General features: G+C 55.5%; 15 protein-coding genes. 8 read left to right on the plus strand and 7 right to left on the minus strand.

Annotated elements, in window-relative coordinates:
• Positions 1-110: 110 nt before the first annotated feature.
• The 3 genes from pfkB (at position 111) to BHE81_RS08690 (ending at position 2,400) form a co-directional block, all read left to right on the plus strand.
• Positions 111-1,043, plus strand: coding sequence for a 6-phosphofructokinase II (gene pfkB, locus BHE81_RS08680; RefSeq protein WP_004145382.1), 933 nt, complete (start codon positions 111-113; stop codon positions 1,041-1,043).
• A gap of 94 nt (positions 1,044-1,137) precedes the next feature.
• A complete protein-coding gene (ghoS, locus tag BHE81_RS08685) occupies positions 1,138-1,422 on the plus strand; it encodes a type V toxin-antitoxin system endoribonuclease antitoxin GhoS (protein ID WP_004200268.1) in 285 nt (94 codons plus the stop codon).
• Positions 1,423-1,527: 105 nt separating this feature from the next.
• Positions 1,528-2,400, plus strand: coding sequence for a fructosamine kinase family protein (locus tag BHE81_RS08690; RefSeq protein ID WP_002910036.1), 873 nt, complete (start codon positions 1,528-1,530; stop codon positions 2,398-2,400).
• Positions 2,401-2,443: 43 nt separating this feature from the next.
• On the opposite strand, the gene tonB is transcribed toward BHE81_RS08690, so the two are convergent.
• On the minus strand, positions 2,444-3,190 hold the full coding sequence (tonB, locus tag BHE81_RS08695; RefSeq protein ID WP_004200270.1) for a TonB system transport protein TonB: 747 nt from the start codon (positions 3,188-3,190) through the stop codon (positions 2,444-2,446).
• A 210-nt stretch (positions 3,191-3,400) separates the two neighbouring features.
• Here tonB and BHE81_RS08700 point away from each other — a divergent pair, with 210 nt between their 5' ends.
• From BHE81_RS08700 to BHE81_RS08710, 3 genes are all read left to right on the plus strand, one after another.
• Positions 3,401-3,697 carry a YciI family protein gene (locus BHE81_RS08700; protein ID WP_002910042.1) on the plus strand — a complete coding sequence of 99 codons (297 nt, stop codon included), beginning with the start codon at positions 3,401-3,403 and terminating at the stop codon, positions 3,695-3,697.
• 112 nt (positions 3,698-3,809) lie between these two features.
• Complete coding sequence (locus BHE81_RS28155) at positions 3,810-3,950, plus strand: hypothetical protein (RefSeq protein WP_014343182.1); 141 nt, start codon at positions 3,810-3,812, stop codon at positions 3,948-3,950.
• A gap of 427 nt (positions 3,951-4,377) precedes the next feature.
• A complete protein-coding gene (locus BHE81_RS08710) occupies positions 4,378-5,025 on the plus strand; it encodes a YceI family protein (RefSeq protein WP_004175590.1) in 648 nt (215 codons plus the stop codon).
• Between the two features lie 485 nt (positions 5,026-5,510).
• Here the strand turns inward: BHE81_RS08710 and BHE81_RS08715 are convergent, their stop codons facing one another.
• The gene (locus BHE81_RS08715; RefSeq protein ID WP_004194006.1) at positions 5,511-5,684 is read right to left on the minus strand and encodes a YciY family protein; all 174 of its coding nucleotides are present in this window, start codon (positions 5,682-5,684) and stop codon (positions 5,511-5,513) included.
• Positions 5,685-5,827: 143 nt separating this feature from the next.
• Here BHE81_RS08715 and cls point away from each other — a divergent pair, with 143 nt between their 5' ends.
• A complete protein-coding gene (gene cls, locus BHE81_RS08720) occupies positions 5,828-7,288 on the plus strand; it encodes a cardiolipin synthase (RefSeq protein WP_002910077.1) in 1,461 nt (486 codons plus the stop codon).
• Between the two features lie 34 nt (positions 7,289-7,322).
• On the plus strand, positions 7,323-7,652 hold the full coding sequence (locus BHE81_RS08725) for an HI1450 family dsDNA-mimic protein (protein WP_002910079.1): 330 nt from the start codon (positions 7,323-7,325) through the stop codon (positions 7,650-7,652).
• A 63-nt stretch (positions 7,653-7,715) separates the two neighbouring features.
• On the opposite strand, the gene BHE81_RS08730 is transcribed toward BHE81_RS08725, so the two are convergent.
• From BHE81_RS08730 to oppB, 5 genes are read right to left on the minus strand one after another with little or no spacing between them, the layout of a single operon-like run.
• Positions 7,716-8,543 (minus strand): ion transporter, encoded by an 828-nt coding sequence (locus tag BHE81_RS08730; protein WP_002910080.1) that lies wholly within the window; start codon positions 8,541-8,543, stop codon positions 7,716-7,718.
• A gap of 53 nt (positions 8,544-8,596) precedes the next feature.
• Entirely contained in the window at positions 8,597-9,601 is a 1,005-nt protein-coding gene (gene oppF / locus BHE81_RS08735; RefSeq protein ID WP_002910083.1) for a murein tripeptide/oligopeptide ABC transporter ATP-binding protein OppF, read from the minus strand.
• Positions 9,598-10,611 carry an ABC transporter ATP-binding protein gene (locus BHE81_RS08740; RefSeq protein WP_004151853.1) on the minus strand — a complete coding sequence of 338 codons (1,014 nt, stop codon included), beginning with the start codon at positions 10,609-10,611 and terminating at the stop codon, positions 9,598-9,600. Before BHE81_RS08740 ends, oppF begins: the two co-directional genes overlap by 4 nt.
• Before the next feature lie 11 nt (positions 10,612-10,622).
• On the minus strand, positions 10,623-11,531 hold the full coding sequence (oppC, locus tag BHE81_RS08745) for an oligopeptide ABC transporter permease OppC (RefSeq protein WP_004145396.1): 909 nt from the start codon (positions 11,529-11,531) through the stop codon (positions 10,623-10,625).
• Between the two features lie 14 nt (positions 11,532-11,545).
• The gene (gene oppB / locus BHE81_RS08750; protein WP_002910089.1) at positions 11,546-12,466 is read right to left on the minus strand and encodes an oligopeptide ABC transporter permease OppB; all 921 of its coding nucleotides are present in this window, start codon (positions 12,464-12,466) and stop codon (positions 11,546-11,548) included.
• Positions 12,467-12,534: the final 68 nt, after the last annotated feature.

Consider the following 12,534-nt stretch of genomic DNA (forward strand, 5'->3'; position numbering starts at 1 on the left):
AATGAAAATAGAGGCATCTTTGCAAAACTGTCAGGAACTGGACTTTCCCTCCCCGAGTCATCGTGCCATGCTTAAATTAACGACAGTCGCCGTATTAAGGAGGAGAAGGAATGACCAAAATTTACACGCTCACGCTGGCCCCCTCGCTGGATAGCGCCACGCAAACCCCACAGATCTACCCGGAAGGCAAACTTCGCTGCAGCGCGCCGGTATTTGAACCTGGCGGCGGCGGGATCAACGTGGCCCGCGCCGTGACCTTTCTCGGCGGCAAAGCCACCGCCATTTTCCCGGTCGGTGGCGCTACCGGCGAGCATCTTGCCGCCCTGCTGGCCGATGAGCAGGTGCCGGTCGAGACCGTCGAAACCCGCGACTGGACGCGGCAAAACCTGCACGTCCACGTGGCCGCCAGCGGCGAACAGTATCGCTTCGTTATGCCCGGCGCGGCACTGACGGACGATGAATTCCGCCGTCTGGAAGAGAAGGTTCTGACTATCGAACCCGGCTCTCTGCTGGTGGTCAGCGGCAGCCTGCCGCCAGGTATTAGCGTCGATAACCTGATGCAGCTGGTGAAAAATGCGCAACAGCAGGGACTGCGCTGCATCATTGACAGTTCTGGCGATGCGCTGGCCGCCGCGCTGGACGTCGGCAATATTGAGCTGGTGAAACCGAACCAGAAAGAGCTTAGCGCCCTCGTGCAGCGCGATCTCAGCCAACCCGATGACGTGCGCCTTGCCGCTCAGTCGTTGATCCAGTCCGGTAAAGTGCGCCGGGTGGTGGTCTCCCTGGGTCCGCAGGGGGCATTAGGCGTGGACGCCAGCGGCAGCGTTCAGGTAGTGCCGCCACCGATGAAAAGCCAGAGCACCGTCGGCGCTGGCGACAGCATGGTGGGCGCCATGACCTTGCGTCTGGCGGAAAACGCCAGCCTTGAAGACATGGTACGCTTTGGCGTCGCCGCCGGTAGCGCCGCGACCATCAACCAGGGCACCCGCCTCTGCTCGCGGGCCAATACGCAAAAAATCTATGATTATCTCTGCGGGCGTTGATCTTCCCTGCCCCCTCCGCGCCGGCGGAGGGGAATCACAATATAAGCAGGATGGTCTATGCTGGAAAGGCCATGCATAACAACGGGGTGTAGAGATGAGTAATGAAATTACCGCCTGGGTCGTCAGCGTGACCTTCCATGAACAGGCGCTGACGGAGATCAATGAGGTCAGCAACCATTTTACCCGTGCCGGGTTTGTACTGACGCTCAATGATGAAGAGGGCTCGCCCCATGAGCTGGGTACCAACACCTTCGGCCTGCTGAGCGGCCAGACGGCCGAGGAAGTTAAGGCCCTCAGCGCCGGCCTGGCGGAAGCGGCCCTTGGCCGCCCGGCGGAAATCGCTGTGGCCACATTCGCCGAGTGGTTAAAAGCTCAATAAGTGCGTTTAGCGCAACGGAAAGCGTCAGTTGTGCGTCAGTTCCAGGTTTACCCGGTAGTAATGCGCTAACCTTATGATATGGTGGAAAACATGGGGAGAGACAGCATGTGGCAAGCAATCAGTACTCTTTTACGCGATTGGCATACCGAAGACGCTGAAATCGAACTGAAAACCGAGCTGCCCGGTGGAGAGATCCATTCCGCCTGGCATTTACGCTTCGGCGGGAAAGATTACTTCGTGAAATGCGACGAACGGGAACTTCTGCCTATCTTCACCGCCGAGTCCGATCAGCTGGAGCTGCTGTCGCGAAGCAAAACCGTTCGCGTACCGCAGGTCTTTGCCGTCGGCAGCGATCGCGACTATAGCTTCGTGGTCATGGAGTACCTCCCTCCCCGTCCGCTGGATGCGCACAATGCGTTTCTGCTTGGCCAGCAGCTAGCCCACCTCCATCAGTGGAGCGATCAGCCGCAGTTCGGTCTGGATTTTGATAACGATCTTTCCACCACGCCGCAGCCCAACGCCTGGCAGCGTCGCTGGTCGGTTTTTTTTGCCGAGCAGCGTATCGGCTGGCAGCTGGAGCTCGCGGCGGAGAAGGGATTGCACTTTGGCGATATCGATACCTTAGTCGATATGGTACAGCAGCGACTGGCCAACCATCAGCCGCAGCCTTCGCTGCTGCACGGGGATCTGTGGTCCGGCAACTGCGCCTTAGGGCCGGATGGCCCCTATATATTCGATCCCGCCTGCTACTGGGGCGACCGCGAGTGCGATTTAGCCATGCTGCCGATGCATCCGGAACAGCCCCCGCAAATCTATGACGGCTATCAGTCCGTTTCGCCTCTGCCGTCGGGTTTTCTCGATCGTCAGCCGATTTATCAGCTTTATACTCTGCTGAACAGAGCGATTTTGTTTGGCGGCCAGCACCTGGTAACGGCCCAGCAGGCGCTGGATGATGTATTGATGGAGAAAATGCGTTAAACAAGCTTCACGGCGGACCTTGCCGGTCCGCCGCAGCGTTTTATCAGTTAATCTCGACGCCGTTCAGGCGGAATTTGATGGTCATCGTTACGCCGGTACCCGGTCTTCCCTGCTCATAACGCCATCTGCGCATCGCGCTTTTCACCTCGCGTTCGAACATATTCGCCGGCTGAGCAGAGAGGATCTGCAGATTATCAATGCGGCCATCAGGCGAAACGTCAAACTTCACCCGTACCGTCCCTTCAATGCGCAGCGCCTGAGCGCGCGGCGGATAGGACGGCTGAACGCGGCTGATCGCCCGCGGGCCGCTCGGAGCAGTAACGGTGGGTTTAGCCGCTGCGGTCGAGGTACTTGGCGCTGTACGCGCCGGCGCCGTATTGTTGTTTTCAAACGGCGAGGCCGGACGCGGCTCTGCTGCCGGCTTCACTTCCCGCTTCGGCTGTTCAACCTTTTTCTCCGGCTTAGGCTTGGGTTTAGGTTTGGGCTTCGGCTTAGGTTCCGGTTTATGGATCACCACCGGCGCCTCTTTCGGCGGTTCAGGCGCTACCTCTGGCTCCGGCTCAGGTTCGGGTTCAACAACGGGCTCCACGACAGGCTGCGCCGCCGGAGGCGGCTCAAGATCGGCCGGCGCCACCATTGTGATCTCTATCGGCTGCGTCGGAGAAGGCTGTTCAATAACCTGATGTACCGAGGTATAAAGCAGCCCCGCCACAACGGCACCGTGGATAGCCACGGACAGCAGCGTTGGCCACGGAAAGCGGCGAGGTAAATCAAGGGTCATTGCGCTCATAGTCGTTTCTGTTGAAAAATGATGCTCCGATTTTAAATGCAAATAGCAATCATATTCAATAAGGCGTCTTAACCTGAGTCAATTTTTGCCGCCATTTGCAGAAAAAAGCTGCGTCGGCAGTGCTTTCCACTCCAGAGCGCATCTTTGCATTGCAGTCCATCGCTGTTTAACTTAACGTAATTCGCCTGATTATTGATAAGGAGCTTTGCCGTGCTTTACGTTATCTACGCTGAAGATATCGCCGATTCTCTGGAAAAGCGGCTGTCGGTTCGCCCCGCGCATCTCGCGCGTTTACAACTCTTACACGATGAAGGCCGACTGCTTACCGCCGGGCCAATGCCGGCCGTTGACAGTAACGAACCGGGCGCAGCAGGATTCAGCGGCTCAACGGTGATTGCCGAGTTTGAATCGCTGGAAGCGGCCCAGGCCTGGGCCAATGACGATCCGTATATCGCCGCCGGGGTTTACCGCCAGGTCTCTGTTAAGCCATACAAAAAGGTTTTTTGAAAATACCCTTTCCTTTTTCTGGCTAACCACAAAAACACCCAGGTCATCAGAATGAAGGGCGCATTTTGGTACACAACATTGAAATGTCGCCCTTTTTAACCTCGCGAAAGCGTTGACTGTTATCCGCCTGAGAAGCCTGGAAGATGAGCACGCACTTTCTCCTGCTACCCCATCATCGACCATCGCCTCGCTTTTTTCGGCAATGGAAAATGCTGACAAAACATCGACGCCACGCGTGATAGTGAATTACTAATACCTTGTGTAAGGCTGTTAAGGAGGATCGCGTTGTTATTTAGCGCTTGCATTTAATGTCAGCACATCCTGATATAGCCCTATAAATCTACAATGCAATAGAAAGAAAATAATTACTGAAAGATAGTTGCTTAACGACAGATATGAAAGCCTGAAAAAAAATATTATTGGGCATCCACTGCGGATGCCGCGGAACCGAACGTAGCCCATCTTGCTATATTCAGGACCGTAGCCGCTTGAAAGCACGTGGAAATAACCCCCTGTAGACAAAGGTTTACCTGGCAGGCATAAAGGGATATTAACTACGCTGCCAGCGTTAAGTTGCTGAGCATCATTTTTAAAGCCTATTAATTTCGTTGCGTAAACTTCACGCAGAGTGATAGTAGGGGCATCACTGCTTGATTAAAAAATTTGAAAGGGAATAACAAATGTTTTCAATAAGCCCTGTATTTTTTTGGGCTAACATTTATGTACCTGCCGATTTTGAGGATTATTGTGTGAATACCCTGAAAAAAACCGCATTGCTTTCTGTACTTGCCTTATATATTCCTGTGTCGCAAGCCGCGGCTAAGGAATACAGTCTTGATCCACAGCATACCTCGGTTGTGATCTCCTGGAACCATTTCGGCTTCTCAAACCCTACCGCCTATCTCTCTGATGTTTCAGGGAAACTGGCCTTTGATAAAGAGAATCCGGAGAAATCCTCGGTGAACGTCACGCTGCCAGTGAAAACCATTGACGCTCACGTCAAGGCGTTAACGGATGAGTTTTTAGGCAAAGAGTATTTTGATGTTAAAACGTTTCCCGACGCCACTTTCCAGAGTACCAAAGTGGAAAGCAAAGGCGACAATAAATATGATGTGGAAGGTAATTTGACCATTAAAGGCATCACCAAACCGGTGGTCCTGCATGCCGTCCTGAATAAGCAGGATATGCACCCAATGGTGAAAAAAGAGGCCATTGGATTTGATGCCACCGGGGTGATAAAACGTTCAGACTTTAAGCTTGATAAATATGTGCCGGCGGTAAGTGATAACGTCACCATCACGTTATCCACGGAAGCCTATGCAAAATAAGTAAAAGCTGGCGCAACGATTGCGTTTTATTCAGGATGCTTATTGCATGGACTCTCTGGATAATATAACAGGCTCAGATTATTCATGGTCAGGATCGGTCGGTTCATTTAGCTTCAACGCGCTGGACCGCTTAATAACCCCCTTGCCTGTCTGAGTCTGTTTTCTCATTCCCTCAGTTCCCGCCTGGTTACCGCAGCTGGCCGGTCATATCATTAAGCATTTAACAACGCCATGCCCTTCCTGAGCGGCAATAAATGCTATCTGACGGTTAATTCCTGTCGCGCCGCAAACGACTTGGCTCTGGATCTTGTCGTCCGTCATTACAAGCCAGGCGTAGCATCTCTCTTTCACTGAGGCGGGAGCTCTGTTTTGTCGTCGCATAGCAGCATGAAAAACCATCATTGCCCTATGGAGATGTGCAACGGGAATTTAGCGCAGAGAGAAAACGACAACGGCACCGCGTACGGTGCCGTTTGCCTGCTCGCTTAGCTGTCAGGGAAGATAAACAGCAGGGCATGACGCTGCCGTTTCACCAGTCCCTTCCTGATAGCGAGGATCCGCATATTGCGGCGCGATTGGGCTTCCAGCCAGCGCGCTTTACGGCGATTCACCTGTCTCAGCATGCGCCAGCGCCCTACTTCCGTTCTACTACGCTTCATTGCAACGACTCTACGAGTGAAAACAGCCCCCATTATAAACCTCTGCCAGCAACTGACTACCGCTTTCGCTGCGTTTTTATTTGCCAGAAAAATACTGATGCGTAAACTCATCACATATCGTCATTCAAAAGGATTTTACATCTATGACAACCTTTTACACGGTGGTGAACTGGCTGGTCATTCTGGGGTACTGGCTGTTGATCGCCGGTGTAACATTACGAATTCTAATGAAACGCCGCGCTGTCCCGTCCGCCATGGCATGGTTGCTGATCATTTATATCCTGCCGCTGGTGGGGATCATCGCCTATCTCTCCTTTGGCGAGCTGCATCTCGGCAAGCGTCGGGCCGAGCGCGCCAGGGCGATGTGGCCCTCGACGGCCAAGTGGTTAAACGACCTCAAAGCCTGCAAACATATCTTCGCGGAAGATAACAGCCCGGTGGCCGAATCCCTGTTCAAGCTGTGCGAACGGCGTCAGGGCATTGGCGGCGTAAAAGGCAACCAGCTACAGCTGCTGACGGAATCTGACGACGTGATGCAGGCCCTGATCCGCGATATTCAGCTGGCCCGTCACAACATAGAGATGGTCTTTTATATCTGGCAGCCCGGCGGCATGGCCGACAGCGTCGCTGAATCGCTGATGGCCGCCGCTCGCCGCGGAGTTCACTGTCGGCTAATGCTCGACTCCGCGGGCAGCGTGGCCTTTTTCCGCAGCCCATGGGCGGCGATGATGCGTAACGCCGGTATTGAAGTCGTCGAAGCTCTTAAGGTTAACCTGATGCGCGTGTTCCTGCGCCGGATGGACCTGCGTCAGCATCGTAAAATGGTGATGATCGATAACTATATCGCCTACACCGGCAGCATGAATATGGTCGATCCGCGCTACTTTAAACAGGACTCAGGAGTCGGACAGTGGATTGATCTGATGGCGCGAATGGAAGGCCCGGTGGCGACCTCGATGGGCATCGTCTACTCCTGCGACTGGGAAATAGAGACTGGCAAGCGCATTCTGCCGCCGCCCCCGGACGTCAATATCATGCCGTTCGAAGAGGCCAGCGGACATACTATTCACACGATCGCCTCCGGACCGGGCTTTCCGGAAGATCTTATTCATCAGGCTCTCCTCACCGCCGCCTATGCGGCGAAAGAGCATCTGATCATGACCACCCCCTACTTCGTACCCAGCGACGACCTGCTGCATGCGATCTGTACCGCCGCCCAGCGCGGCGTTGACGTGAGCATTATTTTACCGCGCAAGAACGATTCGCTGCTGGTAGGCTGGGCCAGCCGGGCCTTCTTCACCGAGCTGCTGGCGGCCGGGGTCAAAATCTATCAGTTTGAGGGCGGACTGTTGCATACCAAGAGCGTGCTGGTCGATGGCGAGCTAAGTCTGGTGGGGACCGTCAACCTGGATATGCGCAGCCTGTGGCTCAACTTCGAGATTACCCTGGTCATCGATGACGCCGGTTTCGGCAGCGATCTGGCGGCGGTTCAGGATGATTATATCTCGCGCTCGCGCCTGCTGGATGCCCGTCTCTGGTTAAAACGTCCGCTGTGGCAGCGGATCGCCGAGCGACTGTTTTACTTCTTCAGCCCGTTGCTGTAAAACGTGCCCATCAGATACCGAATGAGTAGCAATCATGGATATGGATTTAAACAACCGCCTGACCGAAGACGAAACGCTCGAGCAGGCTTACGATATCTTCCTCGAACTGGCGGCCGACAATCTCGACCCGGCGGACATCATTCTGTTTAACCTGCAGTTTGAGGAGCGCGGCGGCGCCGAACTGTTCGACCCTTCGGCAGACTGGGAAGAGCATGTGGATTACGATCTCAACCCGGATTTCTTCGCCGAAGTGGTGATTGGTCTGGCGGATACCGACGGCGGGGAAATCAATGATATCTTCGCCCGCGTTCTGCTGTGCCGCGAGAAAGATCATAAGCTGTGCCATATTCTGTGGCGTGAATAACCTTTAACATCCAGTAAAAAGCCTGCCGCGGTACTCCCGGCAGGCTTTTTTTACGTCGCCAGCTTACTTCGGCAAGGCATGACCGCAGGCATGGCAGAAACGGGCGTTATCGTCATGGTCGCCCTGCTGACACTGCGGACACAGGCGCTGCTGTCGTCGACGATTCAGGGCGCTGGTCATATGCGTGGTGATAAGTCCGGTCGGTATGGCAATAATGGAGTAGCCGATCAGGATAAGAATGGAGGCCAGGATGCGACCCAACGGCGTGTGCGGCGTGATGTCTCCGTAGCCGACGGTGGTGATGGTCACGATGGCCCAATAGACCGAGGCGTTAAGCGTGGTAAAGCCGTATTCCGGCCCCTCAATCAGATACATTAACGAGCCGAAAATCACCATCACAATGGCGATAAACGAATAAAACAGGATCAGCTGATGGCGCGCGCTGACAATCGCTCGCCAGAACACGTTGAGCGAAGGCATAAAGCGCAGTAGTTTGAGAATACGCAGCGCGCGGATCGCCCGCATTGCCCGCCAGGCGAATACATAATTGAGGCTAATTTCCGGCCATAGCCACATCACATACAGCGGTAAAATCGTCGCCAGGTCAATCAGCCCCCAAAAGCTGAAAATATAGTGGAGCGGATTGGGCCAGGTAGCGATACGCAGCAGGTATTCCAGGGTAAAGACCGCGGTCACCAGCAGCTCCAGCCAGACGAAAATATGCCATTCATCTAATGTCAGGTGATATTGCGTGCCCAGTCCCGACTCGATAAATATCACCAGTACGCTGAGCAGGGCGAAAAGTCCGCACAGCCCTTCAAAGCGGCGGCCGGAACGGCGGTTCTGATCGAAAAGTAAATGATAAAGCCGCAGACGAGCGGCAGAAAGCATACCCACTTCGTTAACCTCGCAAAAAAAAGGCTGACCTGCGTCAGCCCCTGAGATTATAACGGGTCTACCTTAAGGCAGGAAACCGCATGGCGGAAACTGCCTTCCAGCACCGGGCGGGTTTTGGCGCACTCCGGTCCGGCAAGCGGACAGCGGGTGCGGAATACGCAGCCTGAGGGCGGATTAATCGGCGAGGGTAATTCGCCTTCCAGCAGTTGGATAGTTTTCGTTTTCTCGAGATCAGGATCGGGGATCGGCACCGCCGACATCAGCGCTTTGGTATAGGGATGCAGCGGATTATGGTACACCTCGTCGTAGGTCCCCAGCTCCACCGCATGGCCCAGATACATTACCAGAACCCGATCGGAGATATGCTTAACCACCGCCAGATCGTGAGCGATAAATATCAGCGATAGCCCCATCTCACGCTGCAGTTGCTGCAGCAGGTTGACGACCTGCGCCTGAATCGACACGTCAAGCGCGGAGACCGGCTCATCGCAGATAATCAGCTTTGGCTCAAGGATCAGCGCCCGCGCGATGCCGATACGCTGACACTGACCGCCGGAGAACTCGTGCGGATAGCGGTTGATCAGGTTGGGCAGCAACCCAACTTTCATCATCATCGCTTTGACGCGATCGCGCACTTCCTGACGGGGCATCTTCGGATGATAGGTACGCAGCGGTTCGGCGATAATTTCTCCGATGGTCATGCGCGGGTTCAGCGAGGCCAGCGGATCCTGGAAGATCATCTGGATATCGCTGCGCACGTCGCGCCACTCTTCCTGCTTCATGCCCAGCAGATCTTTACCCAGCCAGGCCACTTTGCCATCGGTCGCTTTCACCAGACCAATAATGGCGCGGGCGAAGGTCGATTTGCCGCAGCCCGACTCCCCTACCACACCGAGGGTTTCACCCTCGTAAAGGCGCAGCGTCACGCCATCCACCGCTTTCAGCGTTTTCGACGGCTGCCAGAACCACTGCTTGCCATCTTTGATATCGAAGTGCACCTTCAGGTCGGCAATTTCGAGCAGGACTTTTCGTTGTTCAGTTACGGCGTTCATAGCAGATCCCCCACCGGTTTAAAGCAGGCGCGCAGGCGGCCTGGCGCGAACGATTCCAGCGGCGGCGCGCTGCTGCACTGCTCCATGGCATGCGGGCAACGCGGCTGGAATGGACAGCCTTTCGGCAATCGCAGCAGGTTCGGTGGGTTGCCGGGAATGGTCAACAACGCATCGCCTTCCGCATCCAGACGTGGAACCGCATTCAACAGCCCAATAGAGTATGGGTGCGACGGTTGATAGAAGACATCGCGCGCCTGACCGTACTCCATGGTGCGCCCGGCGTACATCACCAGCACTTTATCGCAGATACCTGCCACCACCCCAAGGTCGTGGGTGATCATGATAATGGCCGTGTTGAATTCGCGTTTAAGCTCATTCAACAGCGTCATGATCTGCGCCTGCACGGTAACGTCCAGGGCAGTGGTCGGTTCATCCGCAATCAGCAGCCGGGGCCGGCACAGCAGCGCCATGGCAATCATCACGCGCTGACGCATGCCCCCGGAGAACTCGTGCGGGAACATTTTCATGCGCTTACGCGCTTCCGGCATTTTTACCGCGTCGAGCATCTTCACCGACTCTTCAAACGCTTCGGCTTTACTCAGCCCTTTATGCAGCATCAGGACTTCCATTAACTGCTCGCCCACCCGCATATAGGGGTTAAGAGAGGTCATCGGATCCTGGAAAATCATTGAGATTTGTTCAGCGCGCAGTTTGTTCAGCTCACGCTCGGGCAAATTGAGGATTTGCCGACCGTTAAAGGTGGCGGAACCCCCGATGCGACCGTTGGCCGCCAGCAGTCCCATCAGGGCGAAGGCGGTTTGCGATTTACCGGAGCCGGATTCGCCCACAATGCCGAGCGTCTCGCCCGCCTGCAGGGTGAAGTTCAGATCATTGACGGCGGTGACGTCGCCATCCGGCGTTTTAAAGGTGACGCGAAGATCTTTCACGTCCAGCAGTAGTCCGCTGTGGCTCTGCGCTTGCGGCGCTTTTGCCGTTTCAATCATGGTCATGGCAGCGCTCCTTAGCGGTCTTTCGGGTCGAGGGCATCACGCAGACCATCGCCGATAAAGTTGAAACAGAACAGGGTCACCACCAGGAAACCCGCCGGGAACAACAGTAGCCAGGGCGAAACTTCCATTGAGTTGGCGCCATCGCTGAGCAATGCCCCCCAGCTGCTGAGCGGCTCCTGCGTCCCCAGTCCCAGGAAACTGAGGAAGGATTCGAAGAGGATCATGCTGGGGACCAGCAGCGAGGCATACACCACCACCACCCCCAGCACGTTGGGGACGATATGGCGCAGCACGATGCTCGCCGTCGAGACCCCGCCGACCTGCGCGGCTTCGATAAACTCTTTGCGCTTCAGGCTTAGCGTCTGCCCGCGCACGATACGCGCCATATCCAGCCAGGACACCATGCCGATGGCGACAAAGATCAGCAGGATATTCTGACCAAAAAAGGTCACCAGCAGGATGACGAAGAACATAAACGGGAAGGAGTTGAGGATCTCCAGCAGACGCATCATCACCGAATCCACTTTGCCGCCGAGATAACCGGAGAGCGAACCGTACAGCGTGCCGAGGATCACCGCCACCAGCGCCGCCGCCACCCCGACCATCAGCGAAATGCGCCCGCCGATCGCTACGCGCACCAGCAGATCGCGCCCGGAGGAGTCGGTTCCGAAGTAGTGGCCGGAGGCCATATCCGGGGCATTGGACATCATGCCCCAGTCGGTATCGAAGTAGGAGAACGACGACACCATCGGCGCGAAGGTAACGAACAGCGCAATAAGCACCAGCATAATCAGGCTGGTCACCGCGGCGCGGTTATGCATAAAGCGACGACGCGCATCCTGCCAGAGGCTACGCCCCTCCACTTCCAGCTTCTCACTGAAGTTTTCCAGCGCCTCGCTATTTTTCTTACTTAACATCATGGCGAACTCCGGCTTCAGTAGCGAATCTTCGGATCGATAACGGCGTACAGCACGTCAACGATGGCGTTGAACAGGATAGTCAGGGCGCCAACGAGGATCGTCAGGCTGAGCACCAGCGAGTAGTCGCGGTTAAGCGCCCCGTTAACGAACAGCTGGCCGATCCCCGGCAGGCCGTAAATGGTTTCAATGACCATTGAGCCGGTGATGATGCCCACGAAAGCTGGCCCCATATAGGAGAGCACCGGCAGCAGCGCCGGCTTCAGCGCATGGCGCAGAATAATGCGACGCATCGGCAGCCCCTTCGCCCGCGCGGTGCGGATAAAGTTAGAGTGCAGCACTTCAATCATTGAGCCGCGAGTAATACGCGCGATGCTGGCGATATAGGCCAGGGAAAGCGCCACCATCGGCAGGATCATAAATTTCAGCGCCCCGCCGTTCCAGCCGCCGCCCGGCAGCCAGTGCAGGGTAATGGCAAAGATCATCACCAACAGCGGCGCGACCACAAAGCTCGGAATAACCACGCCGGTCATGGCTACCCCCATCACCGCGTAGTCCCAGCGGGTATTTTGCTTCAGGGCGGCTATCACCCCGGCGGCAACGCCGATCACCACCGCCAGTAAAAAGGCGGCGAAGCCCAGTTTCGCTGAAACCGGGAAGCTGGCGGCCACCAGATCGTTGACGGAATAATCTTTGTATTTAAAAGAGGGACCAAAATCGCCATGCGCCAGCTGCTTCAGATAATTGAAGTACTGCGTCATGATAGGGTCGTTTAAATGGTATTTTGCTTCAATATTCGCCATGACTTCCGGCGGTAGCGTGCGTTCCCCGGTAAAAGGACTTCCCGGCGCCAGACGCATCATGAAGAATGAGATGGTGATAAGAATAAATAGCGTCGGAATCGCTTCCAGACAGCGACGTAAGATAAATTTTAACATTGCCCGTACCTTCTGGCGTGTGCCTTTGCACTGCTCTCAAATAAGACACGATGGAGCGAGCCGAGACC

The sequence above is a fragment of the Klebsiella sp. AqSCr genome, from assembly GCF_008452795.1.
Lineage (GTDB): Bacteria > Pseudomonadota > Gammaproteobacteria > Enterobacterales > Enterobacteriaceae > Klebsiella > Klebsiella pneumoniae.